This window comes from Alphaproteobacteria bacterium, from assembly GCA_037146715.1.
GTDB lineage: Bacteria > Pseudomonadota > Alphaproteobacteria > UBA7879 > UBA5542 > JBAWWO01.
Genome location: JBAWWO010000008.1, coordinates 1 through 23183 on the forward strand (window position 1 = coordinate 1; position 23183 = coordinate 23183).

Consider the following 23183-nt stretch of genomic DNA (forward strand, 5'->3'; position numbering starts at 1 on the left):
GATTGTTCCTATGTTACAATGCGGCTTATTCCTCTCAAACTTTTCCTTTCCCATGACTCGGTCCTTTCTTTCTTTTTAAATTACGCTAATTTTTCTTTTATCTGTTCAGCCACAGCTGGCGGAACTTGTTCGTAGTGATCAAATAACATCGTATACTGTGCACGACCTTGGCTCATGGATCTTAAGTTATTAACGTATCCAAACATATTGGCCAAAGGAACCATGGCAGATACAACCTGTGCATTTGCTTGGGGTTCCATTCCCGTAATCTGCCCGCGACGACTATTCAGATCACCAATGATATCGCCCATATATTCCTCAGGGGTCACCACTTCAACCTTCATAACCGGTTCAAGCAATCGAGGGGCTGCCTTTAGAACACCTTCTCTGAAAGCGTTTCTAGAAGCAATTTCGAAGGCTAGAGAGCTTGAGTCCACATCATGATAAGCCCCATCCGTAAGGGTAATCTTGAAGTCAATAACGGGAAATCCCGCAACCGGCCCAGAAGACTGCGCAGACATAAGCCCTTTTTCCACGCCAGGAATATATTCCCGAGGCACAGATCCGCCCACAACTTTGTTTTCAAAGACATATCCGCCACCAGGCAATAAGGGTTCAAAAGTGAACTTCACCCTAGCAAACTGCCCTGCTCCACCGGATTGCTTCTTGTGGGTATAATCTATATCAGCAGATTTTGTCAAGGTTTCTCGGTAAGCAACCTGAGGAGCGCCCACATTTGCTTCTACCTTGAATTCACGCTTCATACGGTCCACAATGATTTCAAGATGGAGCTCTCCCATTCCTTTGATCACTGTTTGACCAGATTCTTGATCAACGCTCACCCGGAAAGAAGGATCTTCTGCTGCCAAACGACCCAAAGCCACTGACATTCTTTCTTGGTCTGCCTTTGTTTTGGGTTCAACTGCAACTTCGATCACTGGATCAGGAAATTCCATTCTTTCCAAAATAATTGGCTTTAACACATCACACAAAGTTTCCCCTGTGGTCACAGACTTCATTCCACACAAGGCAATTATATCACCCGCATGAGCTTCCTTAACATCTTCGCGACTGTTCGCATGCATTAAAAGCATACGGCCAATACGTTCTTTGTCATCCTTAATAGAGTTCATCACATGATCTCCTGTTTTTAGGGTACCTGAATACAGACGAACGAACGTCAAAGTTCCCACAAAAGGGTCATTCATGATTTTGAAAGCAAGACCTGAGAAAGGTTCAGCATCATCAGGGTTACGTGTTATCTCTTGGTCACCCTTTAGATTTGTTCCATTAACAGCCCCAACATCTAAAGGCGAAGGCAAGTAGTCAACAACGCCGTCCAACAAAGGCTGAACACCCTTGTTCTTGAAAGCACTTCCGCACAAAACAGGAACAAACTTGAATTCAACGGTTCCACGCCGAATACAACGCTTCAAAACTTCAACAGAGGGCTCTTCGCCTTCTAAATATTTTTCCAAAGCCTGGTCATCCATTTCAACCGCTGCTTCAATCAAAGCAGCCCGGTATTCTTTAGCCTTTTCCAACATATCCGCAGGAATTTCTTCCTCAACAAACTTAGCTCCCAAAGCTTCGTCTAACCAACGAATAGACTTCATCTTTACCAGATCAATGAGACCGGAAAATTCAGATTCGCTTCCCACAGGCAACTGCAAAACCAAAGGCACAGCCCCCAAACGGGTTTTCATCATATCAACGCAGCGATAGAAGTTGGCCCCGATACGATCCATCTTGTTGACAAAGCAGATACGAGGAACAGCATATTTGTTAGCCTGACGCCAAACGGTTTCGGACTGAGGCTCAACCCCCGCCACGCTATCAAACACAGCAACAGCGCCGTCTAGAACGCGCAAAGAACGTTCGACTTCAATGGTGAAATCAACGTGCCCAGGTGTATCAATAATGTTAATACGGTAATCATTCCAAAAACAAGTTGTTGCCGCAGAGGTAATCGTGATTCCGCGTTCTTGTTCCTGTTCCATCCAGTCCATAGTGGCTGCACCATCATGCACTTCCCCAATTTTGTGGGAACGCCCTGTATAGTATAGAACACGCTCAGTCGTTGTTGTCTTGCCCGCATCAATGTGGGCCATAATTCCAATATTACGATAGCGCTGTAAAGGGGTTTGACGAGCCATTTATTCTACCACCTGTAATGTGCGAAAGCACGGTTTGCATCAGCCATTTTATGGGTATCTTCGCGTTTTTTAACAGAAGCCCCACGACCATTAACAGCGTCCATAAATTCGCCAGCCAAACGCTCCACCATGGTTTTTTCACCACGCTTAGAGGCCATTTCAATAACCCAGCGAATCGCCAAAGCTTGAGAGCGCGCAAAACGCACTTCAACGGGAACTTGGTAAGTGGCTCCGCCAACACGGCGAGAACGCACTTCTACTGAAGGGCGAACATTTTCTAAAACTTCCTTGAATACCTCAAGGCAGTTACGGCCTGTTTTTTCCTGAACAATATCAAAAGAACCGTACAGAATTTTTTCAGCAACAGATTTTTTACCACAAGTCATCAGACTATTGGCAAACTTTGTAACAACCTTGTCTCCGAATTTTGGATCCGGCAGAACTTCTCTTTTAACCGCAGCGCGACGACGTGACATTTAAACCCTCATTATTTTGGACGTTTTGCACCATAGCAAGAACGTCTTTTCTTACGATCTTTTACACCTTGAGTATCCAAAGCCCCACGCACGATGTGATAACGCACACCTGGCAAGTCTGGCACTCTTCCCCCACGAACCAACACAACGGAGTGTTCCTGAAGATTATGACCTTCCCCGGGAATATACCCAGTGATTTCGTGACCATTCGTCAATCTAATACGCGCAATCTTACGCAAAGCCGAGTTTGGTTTCTTTGGCGTCTTTGTTGTAACACGCGTACAAACGCCGCGTCGTTGAGGACAAGCCTCTAGCGCTGGCGCTTTATTTCTTTCAACAGGCCGCTTCCGAGGCTTGCGAATTAATTGATTGATCGTTGGCATATAAATATCCTTTAAAAATTACAAAAACCACAACTCCCTGATCTTTTATATGGAAAGCACAAAAAGAAAGCCAGAAGAATTTTCTCGCCCCCCATCATAGCCTTAAAATCCATTAAAAACCCATGGATATCATAGGAATTCCCAAACATCTATTCAAGAATTAGGCCGCATCATATTATGTGCTTACGGATTCGTCAAGAGCTGAGTTAAAAAAAATTACATATTAAGGCTTAAAAAATGAAGCATTCGTGAAACTACCTTTTATTTCTGCCAACAAACAATTTGCCTTAAGCCCGTTTCTATGGAAAAATGGCCTCAAGAAAGAGACCATTATGTTTATTGATAGCCACTGCCATTTAGATGATCCCAAATTTGTGGAAGACTTTGCCGATATTCTGCACCGGGCAAAAATCATGAATGTTCAGCGATTGCTGACCATTTCAACCCTTTTGTCTGCAGTCCCGGGGCTTCAGAAAATATCGGACGATCACCCCCATGTGTATCACAGTGTGGGCGTTCACCCCAATGATGTGCAACAGGAAGGCGTCCCCACGGGTGCAGCGCTGAAAAAATTCGCCCAGCACCCCAAGGCCGTTGCTTTTGGTGAAACGGGCCTGGACTATTATTATGAGCACACAGACCGCAAGGCCCAGCAAGAAAGCTTCCTCCACCATATTCAAGCCGCACATGAGCTCAACATGCCCCTGATCATTCATAGCCGGGATGCGGAAGAGGATATTCTCAGCATATTAAAATCCCACAAACTGGCCGCCAATCCGGGAGTCATCCACTGTTTTACAGGCACAGAAAACTTCGCAAAAGACTGTTTGGACTTGGGCTTTTATATTTCGATCTCAGGCATTGTGACCTTTAAAAATGCCGAGGCCTTAAGGGAAATTGTGAAAATAATCCCCCAGGATCGGCTGCTGATTGAAACGGATTCTCCCTACTTGGCCCCCATGCCCTATCGGGGCAAAAGGAATGAGCCTTCCTATGTAGTCTACACGGCTGAGGCCATTGCGAACCTGTTGGATATGTCTACCCAAAAACTGGGGGAAATCACCAGCCATAATTTCTTCACGTTATTTTCAAAGGCCTCATGACCCAAAAAACCGCCCCCTTAAAAGTACGCATTCTGGGTTGCGGCCCCACTTGGGGGGTGCCTTGCCTTGGCTTTGGTTGGGGAAAATGCAACCCGGACAATCCTAAAAATCGGCGACAACGCTCTAGCATTCTGGTTGAAGACGGCACTACCCGCCTGCTGATTGATGCCTCCCCCGATGCCCGCGCCCAACTTTTTACCGCGAAGGTTGATGCCCTGGATGCCATTCTGTTGACCCATGAGCATGCGGATCATACCCGTGGACTCGACGAACTGGGCGCCCTGAGCCGCTTTCAGGATAAACTGCTGCCCATTCATGCCAGTCCTAAAACTTTTGAGAACGTTATAAAATCTGTTGATTATGCGTTCCATGCTCAAAACGCCCATTATCTGCCCTTTTTCTCGGCCCATCCTTTTTCGGATAAATCCTTTACCGTTGGATCGTTAACCATTCAGCCCTTTCTTCAAGACCATGGCGTTACAGAAAGTTGGGGTTTTCGCATAGGGGATTTTGCCTACTCCACCGACGTGGTCAAAATGCCTGAGGAATCTTTTCAGGTGCTAGAGGGTGTGAAAGTCTGGGTTGTAGATTGCCTGAAACGCGTTCCCCACCTGACCCACAGCCACTTGACTCAAACCCTTGAATGGATAGAACGGGTCAAGCCAGACCGCGCCATACTGACCCACATGTCTCAGGACTTAGATTATGACCAACTGAAAGCTGAACTGCCCAGTCATGTGGAACCAGCCTATGATGGGCTGGAAATTATGGTTAAAAGCGGGGAAGAGAGAAAACTCTAGTTTTCCCATCATCAAGAGCACTGTAGGGATGACGGAAAGGGGGTATCATTTTATCGAAGTTTAGCTATAATACCCCTATGGATTTACTTATTGAAACAAAACAGACGAAAAAGTCAGATACCTATTCCGCCAAGGATATTGAGGTCCTAGAAGGCCTAGAGCCCGTCCGGCGGCGCCCAGGCATGTACGTGGGAGGAACTGACGAAAAAGCCCTGCATCACCTGGTTTCTGAAGTGCTCGACAATGCCATGGATGAAGCTGTTGCGGGCCATGCCAGTACCATTCAGCTGCATATTGGTGAAGATGGCTATGTCACGGTAACTGATAATGGCCGCGGCATTCCTGTTGATCCTCACCCCAAATTTCCTGACAAATCTGCCCTGGAAGTCATTTTAACAACCCTGCACTCAGGGGGAAAGTTCACGCAAAAAGCTTACGAAACCGCCGGGGGCCTTCATGGGGTTGGTATCTCTGTGGTGAACGCCTTATCTGAACATTTGATCGCCGAGGTTTGGCGCAATAAAAAACTATGGCGGCAAGAGTATAAACAGGGAAATCCCATCACAAAGCTGACCCATTCCGCCAACCCCAGCAATGAATCGGGAACTCGCATTTCCTTTAAACCGGATGTTGAGATTTTCGGCGACCACATTCATTTTAAACTGCCTACCCTGTACAAGATGGCTAAGTCAAAAGCTTATCTGCACAAGGGCGTGCGCATTTTATGGTCTTGCGATGCCAGTTTGGCGTCTACCCAAGCACCCGAAAAAGATGAATTTCATTTTCCCAACGGCATTGCCGATTATCTGAAAGATCTGTCCGGCGATTGCCAGCTGCTAACCATTCCTTTTGAGGGAACTGTTCAATTTCCCGGGAAAGAAGGCCGGGCCGAATGGTCCGTCGTGTGGATTCAGTCGGGAGATTCTCTGTTGCATTCCTATTGTAACACCATTTTAACGCCCTTGGGGGGGACTCATGAGTCCGGTTTTAAATCTGCTCTTTTAAAGGGAATCCGGGACTTTGGTCAGCTAGTCAAAAACAAAAAGGCCACTAAGATTACAGGGGATGACCTTTTTGCAAGCGCCATTGGTCTTCTTTCTGTCTTTATTAAGGATCCCCAATTTCAAGGGCAAACAAAGGAACGGCTTACGTCCACCCATGTGTCCAAGCTAGTTGAAAATGCTGTTAAGGATCACTTTGATCACTGGCTTAGCCGCAATATGGAGACGTCTCAACTGTTATTGAACAGCCTTATTAGCGTGGTTGAACTACGGGAACAACAAAAAAGTGAGAGGGAAGAGAATCGGAAATCTCCCACCCAACGCCTAAGATTGCCCGGAAAATTGGCAGATTGTTCCCAACGAACACCCAAGGGGACCGAAATATTCATCGTTGAGGGTGACGCGGCAGGGGGGTCAGCTAAGCAAGCCCGCGACCGTCAAACCCAAGCTATTCTGCCCCTGAAGGGGAAAATTCTGAACGTGGCGAATGCGACCTTTGACAAAATGAAGGGCAACCAAGAAATTCAAGATTTGGAAAAAGCCCTGGGCTGCGGCACCCGCGACAAATTTGACGGCGAAAAACTGCGCTATGAAAAAATCATCATCATGACGGATGCGGATGTGGATGGGGCTCACATTGCCTCTCTTCTCATGACTTTTTTCTATAAGGAAATGCGCCCCCTGATTGAACAGGGCCACCTGTATATTGTGCAACCGCCCCTGTACCGCTTGTCCCAGGGAGGGAACTCTTTCTACGTGCGCACGGACGAAGAAAAAGACCATTTGCTGAAAACCCAATTCAAAAGCAATGCAAAAGTAGAAATCAGCCGTTTCAAAGGGTTAGGGGAAATGAATGCTCCTCAACTAAAAGAAACAGCCATGCATCCGAAAAAGCGCACTTTGCTACAAATCCACCTTGAGGATCTTGAAAATAAAGACCTAGCAGAACTTGAATCTTTTGTTGAAGATTTGATGGGTAAAAAACCTGAAAACCGGTACGACTTTATCCAAAAGAACGCCCAGTTCGTGAAAGAAGTGGATATTTAGAGAACTTCCCTCCCTTTTGTTTTTCTCGGGTTTGACCCGAGGTCTAAAACTTATAAAAAGCACCGACCTCTAAAGAAAATATTCGGGGCTTTTTGCCCGTTGACAGGGTTGGGTCTCCCTTATGGAACGAGGTTGCAACCGTGTATCTAAGGGACGACCGGATCAGAAAATAGGGCGTTACGAACGCATCCACACCCAAGTTGGCATCAGTCGTGTTCAACCTTAAAGAAGTGTTATGTGCAGGTCCTTGATATTTATAGCGCATAAGTCCAGTCCCAAGCCCCACAAAGGGCAAAAAATTGTCATGAATAACTTTACCAAACCGAATCATACCGTGATAAGTGGATTTCTTGCTTAACTTTTGATTAGGCTTTACAAGAAGCACACTGTTTTGAACGCAAGATCCTTCAAGTCCCAAGTAATAGTCAGAAAAGGTCAACCCAGCCCCTAGCGCAGGCCCCACAGAAAGTTGTCTCCGTTCAAATAACTGGTTATTCACGGAAAGGTGCGTAATTTCTAGCCCCCCCACAAGACCTGCGAACACCCCCTGAAAATCTCCTTTAAAATCTCCTTTAAAATCTCCTTTAAAATCAGGTTTTGCTTGGCTAGACGTAGCCCCCAAAATGCTAAGTATTATAAGAATTTTTCTATTCATGATTTGTCTAGCTTAACTATCATCTACGGTAAAATCAATTAAGAAGATTGATTAATATAGAGATCCTATAAAAAAAGCCCAGGAGCATGCTCCCAGGCCTTCTTTGAATTTCAAGTCTACTACTTAAGCAGGCTGATTAGCGCTGGATAAGCTCTTAAACACGTCGTCGCCTCCGGTCATTGTGTATACTTTCAAGTCAATTTGCTTGGAAAGTTCATCCACATATTCCATCAAAGCTTTTTGAGCATACAAGTTCTTAAGCTGAGGCTTTAACTGATCGAAAGGCGGTATAACTGCTGCGCGAGAATTACCGCGACGAACAATTAAATGCTTACCATCTTTCATCGCAATAGATTTCTTGCTATGAACGTTATCTTTTAAAGTCTTCAAAGCAGAAAGAACGTCTTCCCCCAAAGCAGACCCGATGGCAGCTTCAAGCAAGTATCCCACATTACCTTTGTTTTTCTTAGCTTCTGGCTCAAGAGAGTATTCAGCAGCAACGCTACCAAAGTCTTTTCCTGCATTAAGTTCTTTCAAAACTTTTTCAGCTTGAGAACCATTAGAAACAACGATTACGCTGACTTCGAGCTCTTTTTGATTTTTCATTTTTTGAGTCAACTCTGTATAAAGACCACGCAGCTTAGCGTCCGTGATTCTTTTTTCGATAGCTCTTTTCAAAAAGAGTTGAAGTTCGATCGCACGACGGGCTTCTTCCATAAGCTTCAAAACTTCTTCGTCCGCAGAAAGATCTACTGTTGATTTCGCTTCTTCCAACAAAAGCTCTAGAACTTTCTGGTCACGCAAGGGGCGGAAAACCGCATCAAATGGAGCCTTTCTAATTTGTTCCATCTGGTTTTTTTCGTGCAAATTTTTAATAGCACTAAGAGTTACAGTTTTATTTTTAACGCGGGCAACCACTACATCTTTAGATTCAGCAGATGCTGCCGCAAAAATAATAGCCGTTAAGATAATTGATTTAAGTATTGTTTTCATAAGTAAAGCTCCTTTTATTTTCAATGAATCATGCCTGAACTTAATCAGAAGCTCAAGGGGAAAAATAAAAATAAAATTGTTGAAAAAAAATCCTGCCTTGATAAGCTTTAGGAATGAACTTTTTAGATTTATCTTTCAGTCAATTTGCCCTTGTTTGTGGGGCCTATTTTTTAGGCAGCATTCCCGCAGGCTATCTTTTGTCAAAATTTTTTGGTCATGGAGACATTCGTCAAAAAGGATCTGGTAATATTGGGGCAACCAATGTGTTGCGATCTGCAAATAAAGTGTTGGCCTTATTTACCCTAATTTTTGATGTATTAAAAGCCTACGTGGCCGTTTATATTGGCCTAAAATTTAACATTGAACTCTATTGTGGCGTAGCCGTTGTTGTAGGCCATCTATTCCCCGTTTGGCTAGGATTCAAAGGCGGCAAAGGGGTTGCAACTTATTTGGGCGTTCTACTCGCCCTTTCCTTTCCTTTGGGCATACAAGCGATTTTAGCTTGGATGGCCTTTGCTTTCTTATTCCATTATTCCTCTTTAGCTGCCATTTTAACAGGTTTGTTAATCCCCTTTACCGTTTGGATTTGGAACTATCATGGCGCCCTGCCCTTGTGCATTATTCTAAGCACTCTTGTCATCGCCAAACATTGGCAAAATATTGGTCGACTTATCCGCGGACAAGAACCTAAAATCTCTAAACAATAAATAACTTGTGAATAAACCCAGAATAGGGCAAATTGGAACTATCAGATGGTTGGGCTATCGCTTCAGTGATGAAGAGGAAAGTCCGGGCTTCACAAAAGCAAAGTGCTGGATAACATCCAGCGAGGGCGACCTTAGGGAAAGTGCCACAGAAAATATACCGCCAACTTGTTGGTAAGGGTGAAATGGTGCGGTAAAAGCGCACCGCGTTTTTGGTAACAGAAATGGCAGGGTAAACCCCACTTGAAGCAAGACCAAATAGGAGTAGCGTTACCGGCTTTTGGGTGCTACTCGGGTAGGTTGCATGACGCTTTTGGTAACAAAAGCGCTAGAGGAATGATAGCCCCCTGAAAGGGGACAAAACCCGGCTTATAGACCATCTGATTTGATATTCTTAGGTCTAACTGGGAACGTGGAACATGAAAAAAAATGGCAACAGAAAAACAAAGTTCTCTTTTGTAAGGGCATTGAGTTTTTTAATCTTTTTTTCTTTTGTAACTTCTCACGCATCCTGGCTAAATTCTGTTAAGAGCGCTTTAAGCACTGTCGCTTCTGGAGCTGAAACCGTTGCAGGCGCCGTATTAGGCGGTGGTGGGGGCTATGGTTATGGGTATGGACCTGCAGCCACCTTAGCCCAGTGTGCGAATTTAGCCGCTGTTCCTGGCGGTATGTCCAGCCCTCAGTACCAAAACATGTGTCAGGGGGCCTCAACCCTATGCATGCAAGTAATGGCAGCAAACCAAAATCCCCAAATGAGTTCTTATTGCGCTGTAGTCATGGGCTATGGCGTCAACACCATGGGGCCTTGGGGTGGTGGTGTTTCCACCATGCCGGGTGGTGGGTCTTACCCTTCGTGCAGTGGCGCCAACAATGTAACCTTAGGATGGGCAATTCCTGTACCTCATCGCTTTTATGCGCCTTCAGGCGGTGGAAGTAGTAGCGGTGGCTTGGTAAATGGTCTGCTGGGCGGAATTGGGGGTGCTATAGCAGGCGTTGCTTCAGGCGGAGGCCTTCTGGGTGGACTTGAAGGCGGTGCAATGGGTGGTCTGTCCGGTCTTCTGGGCGGTGGTGGTGGTTACGGCGGCATGGGTTATGGCCCTATGGGCAGTGCTGGCCCCGGCGGCTATGGCATGGGCGGCGGCTTTGGTGGCGGCATGGGCGGTGGTATGATTATGGATGGTATGGCCGGCGGTTACGGCAGCCCAAGTTACCCTTATGGTGGCGGTATGGCTATGGGACTGGGCAGCAGCATGGGAATGGGCAGCCCTATGGGCGCTATGGGAACAAATGCAACAGCTATAGGCGGCGGTATGACGCCCGGAACCATAAACGCATCCGGCATCAATGGTGGCGTAACACCTGGAAGCACCAGCACTTCTACCATTGGAGGATCCTCCTCAGGTGGGTCTATTGGATCAGAAATCGGAAGTTTACTGTAAATCCCTCTTCCCAATTAATTTTCTCGGGCCTCTTTTTTCTTGATTTCCTTGGGCTTGACCCGAGGACCCACGCCTTACTTTTTTTGGAGTGACCGCGGGGGGTGCGTGCCGCACCCTATGGACCCCGGCTCAAGACAAAAAAATACAAGCACTTAAACGCAGATCTGCAATCCTCGGCGCTCGCAAGCCTTTAATTGTATCTTAAGAGCGTCTTTTATCTTACTCTCACATAAGACGAGAACCTGCAGCTGAGTTAATGTTGGTATGATCTTCAGAAGGGCCTCAGCACCTGCATCACCAATCTCATTGTCCTCTAAGCTTAGTCTCTGCAATTTGGGCATTTTGTCAAGAACACCTACAAGGGCCTCAACACCCGTATTCCCTATGTTATTTCCTTCTAAATCTAGATTCTCTAAATTGAGCATTTGGGGAAGAATCTTAGCAAGAACCTCAACACCCGCATCACCAATTTTATTGTCTCTTACACCTAGAATCTGCAAGCCGGTCATTTTGACGAGAGCATCTGCAAGGACCTTAGAATCAGTAGCACAGATATTATAACGTAACTGCAGATTCCGCAGGCTGAACATTTGGGGAAGCGCCTCAACACCAGTAGTACCAATCTCTCCGCCCGCTAAGTTTAGTCTCTTCAAGCTGGGCATTTTCGAGATAGGGACCGCAAGCGCCTCAACACGAGCCGCATCAATGTCATTGTCCCATAAAGTCAGACCCAGCAAGTTAGGCATTTGGGGGAGAACACCAGTAATAGCCTCAACCCCAGCAATATCGATATCATTCCAGCATAACTGAAGATCTTGCAAGTTATGCATTTTGGCAAGAGCGTTAACAAGGCTCTTGGCATGATCATCGCTTATGTAAAACGACTCTAGTCTTAGAACTTCGAGCTGAGATAGAGAGGGTAGAATCCCAAGAATGGACTCCAGTTCTTTAACTTTGACCGTTCGATCACCTGAGACTCCTGAATAGAAAGCTCTTAAAGATAAAGTTTTCAAATTCACAAAGAAAGGAAGCAATTTCAAAAGTGGACTTTGGTCGGCGGGCGGATACTCTTTTTGAGTGATGGTTAGCACCTGGTCTGCTCTTTCTGCATAAACATCTATTGGGTTATGAGATGAGCGCAATACTCTACCCAGCTCTATATATTCAGAATAGGTCCTCTGGTCGTCATTGGATAGAACAAGATATAATCCCTCTGATTGAATTGGATCAATCAGCTTTGGGGTTTCTCCATGAGAAACAGATTGATCTTCAGGCAATGCGCCAGAGCCAGCAGAATAGGCCTGTTGAGTTACGATCAGTCCCAAAAGAATTATATATAAAAATTTTGTGTACATTTTAGTCCCTTAAAATTATATGGATTCTTCGCCCCTCCTCCCCACTGCCTTTCTTAGTCTTTGTTCAAGGGTGACGGTAATGGGATATTATTCATTTCTCTCTAGAACCGCCGCGAAAAACCCGTCCGTCCCATATGTTTTCGGGGTAAAGACGGCGTAATCCGGGTGTCCCTTATAGGGCTGATCGGTCCCAACTTCACTCCACAGATCAGGAATGGGGCGCAGAGAAAACTTAGGATTATTCGTTAAAAACTTTTCAATTTGTTCTTCATTTTCTTGTTTCAGCAAAGAACAAGTAGAATAAACCAACCGGCCGCCTTTTTTCAGAAGTTTTGCTGCCATCTGTAAAATAGCCTGCTGCTGAATCGTTACCTTTTCAATGCTTTCCAACGTTGTGCGCCAGGGAGCATCTGGATTTCGACGCCAAGTACCCGTACCGGAACAGGGGACATCCACTAGAACGCAATCAAAGGCTTGGGCGTGGCGCTTGGCCCACTTATCGCCCTCAGCTAATACATGAAAAATCACATTATGAATGCCGGCTCGCTTGAAACGCTCTTTGGCTTTTTGCAATCGCTTTTCATTTACGTCACAGGCAAACAAGCGTCCCTTATTTTCCATCTGCGCTGCCAAGGCCAGGGTCTTGCCCCCAGCGCCTGCGCATAAATCTAACACACTCATGCCAGGCTTGGCCCCACAGAGCAAACTAATCAGTTGGGAGCCTTCGTCTTGTATCTCAACGGAACCTTGTTCATATAAAACATGAGACGTAACGGGGGGGCGCCCCTGTAATCGAAGCCCCAAGTTGGAATAAGGGGTTGTTTCAAGAGTAAACGTGCGACCCAGAACCTCAATAGCCTGTTCACGCGTTGCCTTTAAAGTATTCACGCGCAGATCTAAGGGGGCCGGTTGATTCAAGGCTTGCAGTTCGTCATCCAAGTCATCAGAAAAGCGCTGCTCTAAAAGGGGCAAGAAGAATTCGGGGACATTCAACGTTTCAGCTTTCGTAAATTCAAAATCCTGCTGCAACCGAATCCATTCCATAAACTGCTGCACAATAATGGGAATTTCGCCGTAAGAATAGGAGCTATCTTTCCCCCATTCCTCTAAATCCAGCATAGAAGCCCTCTCCACATAGAAAAAATAAGCCATGATTTCTGAATAAGGGGTCGACTTAAAACCCTGCAACCGGGCCAGACCATCTAACTTGCCCTTATTGCGGAAAAAATTAAAGAAATGCTGGCTGATAAACTTGCGATCCGCACTGCCCATAAAGCGATGGTCTCTATAAAACTGCACAAGAACCACATCGGCAGGCAAGGCCGTGTCATAAAAGAAAGTCAAAATATCAATAAGCGAATGAACGCGTGAACCTGGAGTCATACTGTTATGTAGCATTATTTTAGGGAAATGGGAAAAAAATAATTCTATTGACGCTCAGAAGGGCACCCTAGATAATAGACTTAATCATAATAAGGGGTGGCACTATGAAATTTCTTTTTCTTTTATTGGGTACAGGATTAATGCTGTCAGCAAATGTTTTTGCTGCCCCAGGGTATCCGCCTCAAGGAACTTATGGCAATCCTGACCAATACGGCCCCCCTCAAGGTGATCCCAATGGCCAATATCCCGGCCCTGAATCCTATAATAATGGCAGCGATCAAGGTGGGAGCCCCAGTAATTATGCTTCTCCCTCAGACTCAGATGCCATGGCAACGGCCACAGATATGACAAAAAAACTGATGACCTTATCCCAAAGTCGCGCCACTATTTTGAGAAACTTAAGCAGTAAAGACATGGATGGTCTAATCGAAAAAGCAAAAAATCTGTTGGATACAACCCAACAAATGATAGATACAACCATGACTTTATATACACAAGGGCTGCCTGTTCTTAGCGATACAAACAGAAGCAAGATTTTAGATGACATCAAAAAATCCTGGCTGATTTCAAGTTATGCTATGGGAAAGTTTGTGCAGGGGCTACAAGAACTGTCACAAGCTATTCCCGTTTTTGATCAGAAAAAACAAGCTGTTCAGCAAATCCCTGATCCTTTATTTACACAGCAGAATATTTCTTGATTCAAAGAATAATCCATCCAAGAAAAAGGCTGAATGTGGTGAAAATCCTACCGCTCCCGTCATCACGAGCCCCGCAGGGGCGTCGTGATGACAGAAAGGGATGGAACTCCCCTAAGAAACCTGGATTTTTGCGGGCAATTCGCGTGAAACCAGGGTCGAAGGTTTCGACATGTACATCTTCGTACATTAGAAGCCTCAGATCCCGCCGTTTTGCGATGAAGTTCCCCAAAAAGATAGGTTTTAAGTGCGGGCTTTCATCGTTAGGCTGCGGTTCTTATTAACCATCACCAATTCTTTTCGGGGGAATTTCTCAGTGTACTGGGGGTTCATAGTTTGGTCATCTTTGTAAACAAAGTCCGAAACATCTGCTGAAACTTTAGACTCTAAACTCATAATGCCCCCAGCTTCCGCATCTGTTGAGGTTATTTTCTCATCAAGGCCATAGTTATCCCACCAGCCGCTATCTGAATCTACTGTATCCCCCAATTGGCTGGCATCATTCGTGGCTTTATAGTAATTACGCTGAGCCAGAGTATACTTGGCTTCTTTATCCACAATATCATTTTCCTCTTGTGACCTTCTGGCCTCTTCCAAATCAGCTTTAGCTTTTTTCAATTTCTCACGGGCATCTTCTAGATCTGCTTTCGCATCCCCACTGATTCTTTTCAGGCCTTTTTCACTGGCTGTCTGAGAAAGCTCCTCCGGATCCTTCACAAAGAAAATGGGGTCCACAAATAAAGGACTGGCCGCAGGAACTTCCTCTGATTGAGAAGTTTCAAATTGCTGCTCGGCAAAGGGATCCGCGGGCCCTTGCTGTCCCGGGATGCCCCCTGGTCCTCCAGCACCGCCAAAAGGATTTCCCCCTGGCCCCTGTCCAAAAGGGTTTTGCCCTACAGGTGTCCCGAATGGATTGCCCGCAGGTCCCTGTCCGCCAAATGGGTTAGCTCCTGGTCCTTGGCCGCCGAAAGGATTGCCTCCTGACCCCTGCCCTGCAAAGGGATTTCCTCCTGCCCCCTGCCCTGCAAAGGGATTTCCTCCTGCCCCTCCCTGGGCACCGAAAGGGTTAGCTCCTGTGCCTTGATCTGTAAAAGGATTTCCTGCTTGGCCTTGTCCTTGATCAAAGGGATTGGGACCCTGATTCTGGGGTGGCCCTTGATCCTGTTGCTGCCCCTGATCTTGTGGAGGTCCCTGATCCTGTTGCTGCTGATCCTGAGGTTGCTCTTGTTGTTGTTCCTCTTGTTGCTGTTGCTGATCCTGGGGTTGCTCTTCCTGAGCAGGGGCCTCTTGTTGCCCCGGTTCTTCCGTAGAAGACAGACTAACCGTTCCTTCCGGCCTAGACTGCATTTCTAAATCAGAAGGTTTCTCTTCCGAAGACGCTGCACCACTTTCTAACGCCAGTAACTTAGTGTTCGCGTCTTGACCTTCTTGAACGGCAAGAGTTTGTTGCTTTTCTAGGTCTTCTTTCTTCTCTAAAGCCTCAGAAAGACATTTGGAATCCTTGGATTTTTGGCAAAGCACAATTTGCTTGTCATTATCGCTAAGCTCCTTGCTCACTTCAGACTGTTTTGCTGTCGCCTCTTTTTCCTGATACACCGCCAGCTGATAGGGATTTAAGGTTTGTTCATAGGCCGCATCATAGGTGCTTTGAGCCGAATCAAGGCTACTTTGCGTCGCTTCAGCCCCGGCCTTGGCTTTGATAAGATTTTCCCGTGCCGCCACTACCGAAGGATCTGTGCTAGCAGCAATTTGATCTGGAGTCATGCCTTTGGTTGCCATATCAAAGGCCGTTTGGGCATTTGTCCGCTGGGTTTGGGCAGCCGTATTCGCCTGCTGTGCTGAAGTTAAAGCCGCCTGACTTGTGGCCAAAGCTGCTTGATTCGCCTGGGCACCTTGTAAAGTATTTTGTGCATCTGCTTGTGTTTGGGTTGCCGTGGCCAGCTGGCTTTGGGTATCTGCAAGCTGTTGAGTTTGTGCCGCCTGTTGTGTTGTGGCTGCTGCCTCTGCTGCGGGATCTCCGTTGGTTTGGGCTGCCGCCAGTTGGCTGTTCGTTTGGGCCAAAGCAGCTTGTTGAGACGCCTGTTGCGTTTGAAGAGTGGAAACCTGACTATTTGCCGCCTGGGTTTGGGCTGCAGCCGCATCAGCAGGGCTTTGCGTTTGCTGCTGAGAAGCATCAACGGACGCTTGAGCAGCAGCTTGACTCGTTTGGGCTGTCTGCGCTGCCTGCTGGGCTGTGCTTACGTTGGCGTTTGCCTGGTCCAGCTGCACTTGGGCTTGGGATACAGCTGTTGGATCAGGGGGATTCGCCGCTTGAGCCGCTGCCAAATTTGCTGCCGCTGTCGTTTGTGCGGTTTGTGTTTGCTGTAAATTATTCTGAGCTGTTTGTTGAGATGCTGTAGCCTGAGCAAGCGTTGCCTGAGCTTGCGCCTGCTGCCGCGCTAGGGTTTGTGCGGGCGTTTCAGTAGCCGTTTGAGCCAAATTCGCCGCCTGAGCAGCCTGAGCTGCTGCTGAAGCTGTTTGCGTTGCGTTTTGCTGAGCAGCAGTGGCCTGGGCTTGCGCCGTTGTCAAATTAGCCTGCGCTGCTGCAATTTGGGCTGGGTCCCCACTAGCTTGAGCTGTGGCCATTTGCTGTTGCGCATTCGCCAAATTTTGTTGCGCTACCGTATTTTGCGCTGCTGCTTGAGTTGCAGCGGTTTGAGCCGCTGCCGCCTGCTGATTTGCTTGAGCCGCCAAACGCGCATTGGTCGCCGCGGGGGTTTCCGTACTTTGTAAAGCTGTTGATTGAGCCGCTTGCGCCGCTTGTGCTGCCGCCTGGGCCTGTTGCGCCGCCTGTGTTTTAGTTGCTAAATCAGCTTGAGCTGCCGCTATTTGTTCAGGGCTAGCTGGTGGCTGCTGATTTTGCAAAGCCGTTAATTTCGCTTGCGCTGCTGCCTGATCGGCATTGGCCTCAGAGGACGCCGCTTGGGTCGATGCTACATTGGCATTCGCCGTATCTAAGGCTGCTTTATTGGTCGCCGCTTGCGCGACCGCCTGCTGCGCTGCTGCTGCCTGAGTCTGAGCCGTTGTTTGCGCTGCCTGAGCATCTGTGACAGCTTGCGCCGCTTTTGCCTGCTCTTCCTGAGCAGCTGCAATAGCTGCAGGATCCTGTGGATTGGCCGCTTGGAGCGCTGCAACCTTTGCATCAGCTGCTGCTTTCTGAGCAGTTGCATCAGCCACCTGCTGATTCGCTGCCGCCACATTTTTATCAGCTGCATCTTGCGCATCTTGCGCTTCTTGCTGTTTAGGCGTTAAGGGAGCTGGCGCAGCTGCGGCTGCAGCTGGTTCTGCTGCAGGGCAAGAACATGCCGCCGGCGTTTTTGCAGGAGCTCCCTCCGTTTCCGCCCCATATCCATCTGCCGTGGGTTTTGCTGCTGGTGCAGGAGTAGCAGCCGGTGAGGCCCCTTCTGCGGCCGGTGGAGCAGCGGCCGGTGCGGGAGCTGCTGCCGGTTCCGCCTCTGTCGCAAATACTGTAGAAAAAGAAACCAAGGCAAGAAAAGATAAGAGCAATAATCTCAGCAAAATCATCGCGCACCTCCTGATGGTGGTGGTGGCACCCCATAATCCATAGGCATTTGACTGGTCAAACTTTGACCTGCGGGCCCATATCCCGGCGTGGGTTCACTAAAATTTTGGCTTGAAGGGGGCGGACCAAAATTTGCAGAATTTCCCTGAGAGGGAGAGTTATTAGAATTATTCGACCCTTGAGTCGGCGGGGGTGGCCCAAAATTCTGGAGTTCTTCTGGAGGTGGGGGAGCGCCTGGCCCCTGAGGTCCGCCTCCGCTGCCTGCGCTCGGGAATGGATTGAAACCTCCAGTCAAAGGACTTCCACTTCCCATAATCTGACCAATAGACGCTTGATCAGCCGGTGATAATTTAGAAGGATCCATCAGATTGTGACTAACCAACCCTGCAAGACGAGCCAATCTTTTCTGCTCATCCGCCTTTGGAGGTGCCCCAGCCCCCCTGATTGGGAAAGGAGAAATCAACGGCAAAACACCCGAACTCCCCATAGGATTAGCCATTGGGTCAATCACTTTACCCGAAGAATCTGTCTGGATTCCATTCTTAGAAAGTTCTGCGCCAATATAATTCTGCACGGCCATTATTCGTTTTTTTAGTAAGTCTTTTTGCGTAATAGGTAACAAGTTGGTCAGGTAAAACATCGTGCGTGTTAAAGCCTTTTGGTTAACCTGATCTAATTCATTCTGCCTAGCCAAGACAGAAATAAGAATACAAAGTTGATCTGCCAAAAATTCAACCGTAGGGTAATGTTTTTTGTCAATGATCACCGTCTCGATATCAAATTTTTTCTTTTCAGATTTTGCAATAAATTTTATGGCATCTTTAATGCGATTTTGCAGAGCCGAATTATTGGTTGATCTGTAAATATGGGTTAAAAACAGTTTAAGATTTTTAATAGAATGCGGCGGCACTTTGCCTAAATCTTCCCGACGAGCCAATGCCGCAATAAAGATACAAATTTCGTTGGCAAAAATTTCCTGTGTTGGAATCCGATGCTTTTTGACAACCACGTAATCTATATTGAAATCCACATTCCCTTGAGGTGGCGGGGGGAGGGCCTGGTCTTGAACGCCTTGCTGAGGAGATGGTCCCGCGAAGGGATTGGATGGGTCTTGAGGTCCTCCTCCCCCACCCTGTGGGCCAGGAGCAACAAAAGGATTCGAAAAATCTTGGGGACCTCCACTCCCTTGGGGGCCAGAGGCTGCAAAAGGATTACTTTGAGGACCAATCATGGCATTCCCTAAAGATGGGTATAAAAAAAGAATGAAAAATGCAGAAATTACAGACAGAAAAAGCCATGGACGGACAAGCGAAACCGCATCTTGTTTGAACAGAATTTTACTCAATAGAAACCGACGCCGCATTCCCCCTCGTTTATATAGTTATATCAACAGTATCAAAGGTTTTTACGAAAAATGCAAGAGTCCTTATAAGGATGAAAACCTTGATTCTTCCTCTCCCCATTTCTTTCCCGGGATTAAAGGACCTACGCCTTACTTGCGACGCTGATCAACCTAACGAGAATACAGTAGAACCCTACAGACCCTCGGGCCAAGCCCGAGGGAATCACTGGAAGACATACTCATTTTATCTAAGTTTTATTCTTTGGGCTCTTCGCGAAGTCTCACTTCTATTTGAACTTATACATTCCACCCGCTAAAGGCACAGCCACCCCCGTCGTATGGGGGAAGCTCAGGGGCAATCCTTTAACAGATCTCATGGCTAAAAAGGCAAAAGCTTGAGCCTCAACAAAGTCTCCATCTGTATTCAAAATATCAATAGAGTCTACACAGGCCGGCTTCAAATAGTGCTCTAAGCGCTGACACAGAGTTTTATTGTGGCGCCCTCCCCCCGATATGTACCAAACCTTTGGAGTCTCTGGCAGAAACTGTAGGGCCTTAAAAACCCCTAAAACCGTCATTTCTGTCAAGGTTGCCGCCCCATCTTCCACAGACAAATGCTCAACAACCTCTAAACTAAACTCATTCCTATCCAAAGATTTTGGGGGCTTAATGGCAAAATAGGGATTGCGACCAAAGTGCTCTAACACCTTCTGATCACATTTGCCTTTTGCAGCTATAGCACCCCCAACGTCATAAGGAATCTGCAGTTTTTTCCACACCCAATCGTTAATCAGGGCATTACCCGGCCCCGTATCAAAAGCCACCAAATCATCATCCGATATCCAGGTAATATTGGCAACACCCCCCACATTCAAAACAGCCACAGGTTTCTGAAAATTCCGAAGCAGCGCCTGATGATATACAGGCACTAAAGGCGCCCCCTCTCCCCCATGCTGCACATCATTTTGCCGCATGTCCCACACAACGGGAGTCTTGGTCATTTCACTTAACAAGGCACCATCTCCCAGTTGCCAAGTGCGACCCTTTGGAAATTTCTTGGGGGATTCATGCAAAATCGTATGACCGTGAAAGCCAATTAATTTAATTTCTGCCCGAGGAATATTGAATGTTTTTAGAAAATTTTCATAGGCCTCAGCATGCAAAACCGTCAGCTTTTTTTCAAGTTCTTTTATGTAGGGCGTTTCCTCGTGAGAGCCCAAAATTCGGCGGATTTCTTCAACAAATTCTATGTCATAGGGGTACAACTTAGCCGGCCCTATCTCAAACACAGAAAGACCATCTGTCTTAATCGCAGCCACGTCAATGCCATCCAGTGACGTGCCACTCATCATTCCTACAACCCATTGTGCGTTCATGCAGTACCTTTGTTATCTTTCTCTCACATTAATTCTGGAAACGAAAAAATACAAGAAAAATCAATACATTACTCCATGTCGCGAAGCAGGTGCTGATTTGTGGGGCTAGCCTAGAGTTTGCTTTTCTTTTGTCTCATACTCAACGACTTTAACTGGCCACAGGCCGCCAAAATATCTTCTCCTCTGGTTTTACGGATGGGGGACGCATATCCTGCCTCCTCTAACACCGCGGCAAACTTCTCAATAGTCTGCCAGTCGGAACATTCATAAGGAGCTTCCGGCCAAGAGTTAAAGGGAATAAGGTTAATTTTTGCATGAATATTTTTCAGCAACTTTACTAAGCCACGAGCATCCGCCAAAGAATCATTTACACCTTTCAGCATCACATATTCAAAAGTAATCCGATTAGACTTGCTGGTACCAGGATAGGCTTGGCAGGCGGCCATCAGCTCTTCCAGAGAGTATTTCCTATTAATCGGCATAATCCGGTTCCGCAGTTCATTTGTCACGGCGTGCAGGGAAATCGCCAGATTAACACCCAACTCTTTTCCACACTGTTCAATAAATGGGACAACCCCTGAAGTTGACAAAGTAATTGATCGTTTAGGCATATTGAACCCGGCAGGGTCCATAGCAATAGCCAGGGCTTTTTTGACATTCTCGTAATTATACAGGGGCTCCCCCATCCCCATCAGCACAATATTGGAAACATGTCGGTTCTCCTGGGGCGCAGGCCATTCTCCAAAAACATCGCGGGCCATAAACATTTGGCCCAATAGCTCAGCAGCCGTCAGATTTCTGACAAGAAGCTGTGTCCCCGTATGGCAAAACTTACAGGTTAGAGTACAACCCACCTGGGATGAAATACACAAGGTCCCCCGTGTACGTTCAGGAATATGAACTGTTTCTATCTCTTGCCCATCTTTCAAAGAAAGCAACCATTTTTGCGTGCCATCTACTGAGGTCTGCGCTGTATTTAAGTCCAATCGGTCTAAATGAAAAGTTTCAGCCAAGGTTTCTTGAACATTTTTGGGCAAATTTTTCATCTGGTCAAAAGACCGCACGCCCAGCCCATAAACCCAATGATAAATCTGTTGTGCCCGAAAAGGTCGCAATCCCACACTTAAGGCCCAAGAGGTCATATCTTCTAAGGATAACCCAATTAAAGAATGTTTTTCTGTTGTCATCTCTTTTATATAGGCCTGCACTTCAAAGGTTTCAATGGTTTTCAGTCTTCTGGCAAAAATTAATTTACATTTTTCACCAAACACGTATACATATTATACTGGAATTAACTAAAGGTAATTTTTATGCCGAAAGCAATTAACGATCTCATTAAGGGTTGTAAGGAATTCAAGTTACATTATTTTGATAATCATCATCCTCTATTTGAGACTTTATCACAGGGGCAAAAGCCAAAGGCTCTGGTCATTTCTTGCTCTGACTCTCGGGTAGACCCGGTAATTGTAACCAAGTGCGAACCAGGGGATTTATTTGTTATTCGCAATGTGGCCAACTTGGTCCCCCCCTATGAACAGGATAATGGATACCATGGCACCAGTGCAGCCTTAGAATTTGGTATAGGCACCCTGGGCATTCAGCACATCATCGTCTTTGGCCACACCCAATGCGAGGGTATTCATCACCTTTTGACCGAGCAAGATTGTCAAATAAAGAAACGCAGTTTTATTTCTCAGTGGATGAATTTGGCCAATTGGGCCCATATGCACACAAAGCAGAACAGGAAAAATCTTTCCCATCAACAACAAGTTAGCTTGTGTGGGCAATATTCCTTGATTCATTCATTGAACAACCTGATGACCTTTCCCTGGATCAAAGAAAAGGTTGAAAACAATCAGCTCACCTTGCATGCCTGGCAATTTAACATTGCCACAGGTGATGTGGCTGCATTCACCCCCAAGACCTTTCCCGTGGCTGAAGAGAACGTAGATGTCTTTAAAATTTTGAACTAAACACTTTCCTTTTTGAATCAAACATTATATGTTAAGGGGAATGGAGGACATACTAATGAAAAAATTTATCTTTTTAGCAGTTTTAGGACTATTTCTAACAAATTTGGCAATGGCTGAGGAATACAAACTCTACAGCCCCACGGCTTATGCAGGCAAGACTGCATCTGATGGTACTTGGGAAATTGACCCTTGCGACGCAAGTCAAGACGAACAGTAATTTCTGAATACTTCACCTTAAGACCCCGTCCCTCGGGCTTAACCCGAGGGCACATAGTCTCACAAAGTCCTACCGAATAAAATAATAGGTACATTGCTCTTCTGATGTTTCTCTAGCCCTTACTTGAAGCCAAAAAGTGTGCTCTATCTCTGATTCTGCATATGTTGGCAACTTTCTGCCTCTTTGAAAAAAGTCCAATACAGACTGAAATAGATTTACAGGAAGTCGCGTTCTGTAAGCAGGGGGTGACACCAATTTAAAAATAAGATCATCAGGGGCTTCCCGAATCTGTGCAATTGTTTGCAATCCCCCTTCCCAAAGCCCATCAAGAAACCATTCATCTGCCTGGTATCCACGACTCTGTAAAATGACTGTGACATCTGCCAGGTCTGCATCCCAACCATGAGCACTCGCACTTTGTCCGATTGAAAAGAATAAAAAAGCAATCAACGTCTGTATTTTCATATCCCCATTAATGTAAGAAAACCCCTGCCCTAAATCAAGAGGGAGGGGTCTTTTTTTA

20 protein-coding genes and 1 other RNA gene are annotated in these 23183 nt (G+C 46.4%); 9 read left to right on the forward strand and 12 right to left on the reverse strand.

Annotated features, from left to right (window positions below; all coding sequences use genetic code 11):
• Positions 1-80: 80 nt before the first annotated feature.
• The 3 genes from fusA to rpsL are packed head-to-tail and all read right to left on the reverse strand — an operon-like array spanning position 81 to position 3015.
• On the reverse strand, positions 81-2156 hold the full coding sequence (gene fusA / locus WCG05_03555) for an elongation factor G (protein ID MEI8321069.1): 2076 nt from the start codon (positions 2154-2156) through the stop codon (positions 81-83).
• A gap of 5 nt (positions 2157-2161) precedes the next feature.
• A complete protein-coding gene (gene rpsG / locus WCG05_03560; protein MEI8321070.1) occupies positions 2162-2632 on the reverse strand; it encodes a 30S ribosomal protein S7 in 471 nt (156 codons plus the stop codon).
• 11 nt (positions 2633-2643) lie between these two features.
• A complete protein-coding gene (gene rpsL, locus WCG05_03565; protein ID MEI8321071.1) occupies positions 2644-3015 on the reverse strand; it encodes a 30S ribosomal protein S12 in 372 nt (123 codons plus the stop codon).
• A 248-nt stretch (positions 3016-3263) separates the two neighbouring features.
• Here rpsL and WCG05_03570 point away from each other — a divergent pair, with 248 nt between their 5' ends.
• The 3 genes from WCG05_03570 to parE all read left to right on the forward strand — a co-directional run bounded on the left by WCG05_03570 (position 3264) and on the right by parE (position 6966).
• Positions 3264-4118 (forward strand): TatD family hydrolase, encoded by an 855-nt coding sequence (locus WCG05_03570; protein ID MEI8321072.1) that lies wholly within the window; start codon positions 3264-3266, stop codon positions 4116-4118.
• Positions 4115-4918: an MBL fold metallo-hydrolase gene (locus WCG05_03575; GenBank protein ID MEI8321073.1), complete on the forward strand. Its 804-nt coding sequence runs from the start codon at positions 4115-4117 to the stop codon at positions 4916-4918. Before WCG05_03570 ends, WCG05_03575 begins: the two co-directional genes overlap by 4 nt.
• Before the next feature lie 77 nt (positions 4919-4995).
• The gene (parE, locus tag WCG05_03580; GenBank protein MEI8321074.1) at positions 4996-6966 is read left to right on the forward strand and encodes a DNA topoisomerase IV subunit B; all 1971 of its coding nucleotides are present in this window, start codon (positions 4996-4998) and stop codon (positions 6964-6966) included.
• Positions 6967-7009: 43 nt separating this feature from the next.
• On the opposite strand, the gene WCG05_03585 is transcribed toward parE, so the two are convergent.
• A complete protein-coding gene (locus WCG05_03585; protein ID MEI8321075.1) occupies positions 7010-7621 on the reverse strand; it encodes a hypothetical protein in 612 nt (203 codons plus the stop codon).
• Positions 7622-7744: 123 nt separating this feature from the next.
• Positions 7745-8614 carry a peptidylprolyl isomerase gene (locus WCG05_03590; protein MEI8321076.1) on the reverse strand — a complete coding sequence of 290 codons (870 nt, stop codon included), beginning with the start codon at positions 8612-8614 and terminating at the stop codon, positions 7745-7747.
• 113 nt (positions 8615-8727) lie between these two features.
• Between WCG05_03590 and plsY the strand changes: the two genes are divergently transcribed.
• From plsY to WCG05_03605, 3 genes are all read left to right on the forward strand, one after another.
• Positions 8728-9321, forward strand: coding sequence for a glycerol-3-phosphate 1-O-acyltransferase PlsY (plsY, locus tag WCG05_03595; GenBank protein MEI8321077.1), 594 nt, complete (start codon positions 8728-8730; stop codon positions 9319-9321).
• 41 nt (positions 9322-9362) lie between these two features.
• Positions 9363-9706, forward strand: an RNA gene (gene rnpB / locus WCG05_03600) — RNase P RNA component class A.
• Positions 9707-9737: 31 nt separating this feature from the next.
• Positions 9738-10757 carry a hypothetical protein gene (locus tag WCG05_03605; GenBank protein MEI8321078.1) on the forward strand — a complete coding sequence of 340 codons (1020 nt, stop codon included), beginning with the start codon at positions 9738-9740 and terminating at the stop codon, positions 10755-10757.
• A 152-nt stretch (positions 10758-10909) separates the two neighbouring features.
• Here WCG05_03605 and WCG05_03610 read toward each other — a convergent pair whose 3' ends face one another.
• Both WCG05_03610 and WCG05_03615 read right to left on the reverse strand, forming a co-directional pair.
• Positions 10910-12112 (reverse strand): hypothetical protein, encoded by a 1203-nt coding sequence (locus WCG05_03610; protein MEI8321079.1) that lies wholly within the window; start codon positions 12110-12112, stop codon positions 10910-10912.
• 87 nt (positions 12113-12199) lie between these two features.
• Positions 12200-13495 (reverse strand): RsmB/NOP family class I SAM-dependent RNA methyltransferase, encoded by a 1296-nt coding sequence (locus WCG05_03615; protein MEI8321080.1) that lies wholly within the window; start codon positions 13493-13495, stop codon positions 12200-12202.
• 104 nt (positions 13496-13599) lie between these two features.
• Here WCG05_03615 and WCG05_03620 point away from each other — a divergent pair, with 104 nt between their 5' ends.
• Positions 13600-14193, forward strand: a complete 594-nt coding sequence (locus tag WCG05_03620; protein ID MEI8321081.1) for a hypothetical protein — start codon at positions 13600-13602, stop codon at positions 14191-14193.
• A 240-nt stretch (positions 14194-14433) separates the two neighbouring features.
• On the opposite strand, the gene WCG05_03625 is transcribed toward WCG05_03620, so the two are convergent.
• The 4 genes from WCG05_03625 to rlmN all read right to left on the reverse strand — a co-directional run bounded on the left by WCG05_03625 (position 14434) and on the right by rlmN (position 21741).
• Positions 14434-17754 carry a hypothetical protein gene (locus tag WCG05_03625; protein ID MEI8321082.1) on the reverse strand — a complete coding sequence of 1107 codons (3321 nt, stop codon included), beginning with the start codon at positions 17752-17754 and terminating at the stop codon, positions 14434-14436.
• Complete coding sequence (locus tag WCG05_03630; GenBank protein MEI8321083.1) at positions 17751-19115, reverse strand: hypothetical protein; 1365 nt, start codon at positions 19113-19115, stop codon at positions 17751-17753. The genes WCG05_03625 and WCG05_03630 overlap by 4 nt, the downstream gene beginning before the upstream one ends.
• Before the next feature lie 266 nt (positions 19116-19381).
• Positions 19382-20470 carry an anhydro-N-acetylmuramic acid kinase gene (locus WCG05_03635; protein ID MEI8321084.1) on the reverse strand — a complete coding sequence of 363 codons (1089 nt, stop codon included), beginning with the start codon at positions 20468-20470 and terminating at the stop codon, positions 19382-19384.
• A 110-nt stretch (positions 20471-20580) separates the two neighbouring features.
• Positions 20581-21741 carry a 23S rRNA (adenine(2503)-C(2))-methyltransferase RlmN gene (rlmN, locus tag WCG05_03640; GenBank protein ID MEI8321085.1) on the reverse strand — a complete coding sequence of 387 codons (1161 nt, stop codon included), beginning with the start codon at positions 21739-21741 and terminating at the stop codon, positions 20581-20583.
• A gap of 39 nt (positions 21742-21780) precedes the next feature.
• Between rlmN and WCG05_03645 the strand changes: the two genes are divergently transcribed.
• Together WCG05_03645 and WCG05_03650 are read left to right on the forward strand one after the other, a co-directional pair.
• Entirely contained in the window at positions 21781-22443 is a 663-nt protein-coding gene (locus WCG05_03645; protein MEI8321086.1) for a carbonic anhydrase, read from the forward strand.
• A gap of 55 nt (positions 22444-22498) precedes the next feature.
• Complete coding sequence (locus WCG05_03650) at positions 22499-22660, forward strand: hypothetical protein (GenBank protein MEI8321087.1); 162 nt, start codon at positions 22499-22501, stop codon at positions 22658-22660.
• A gap of 69 nt (positions 22661-22729) precedes the next feature.
• On the opposite strand, the gene WCG05_03655 is transcribed toward WCG05_03650, so the two are convergent.
• Positions 22730-23125 carry a hypothetical protein gene (locus tag WCG05_03655; GenBank protein MEI8321088.1) on the reverse strand — a complete coding sequence of 132 codons (396 nt, stop codon included), beginning with the start codon at positions 23123-23125 and terminating at the stop codon, positions 22730-22732.
• Positions 23126-23183: the final 58 nt, after the last annotated feature.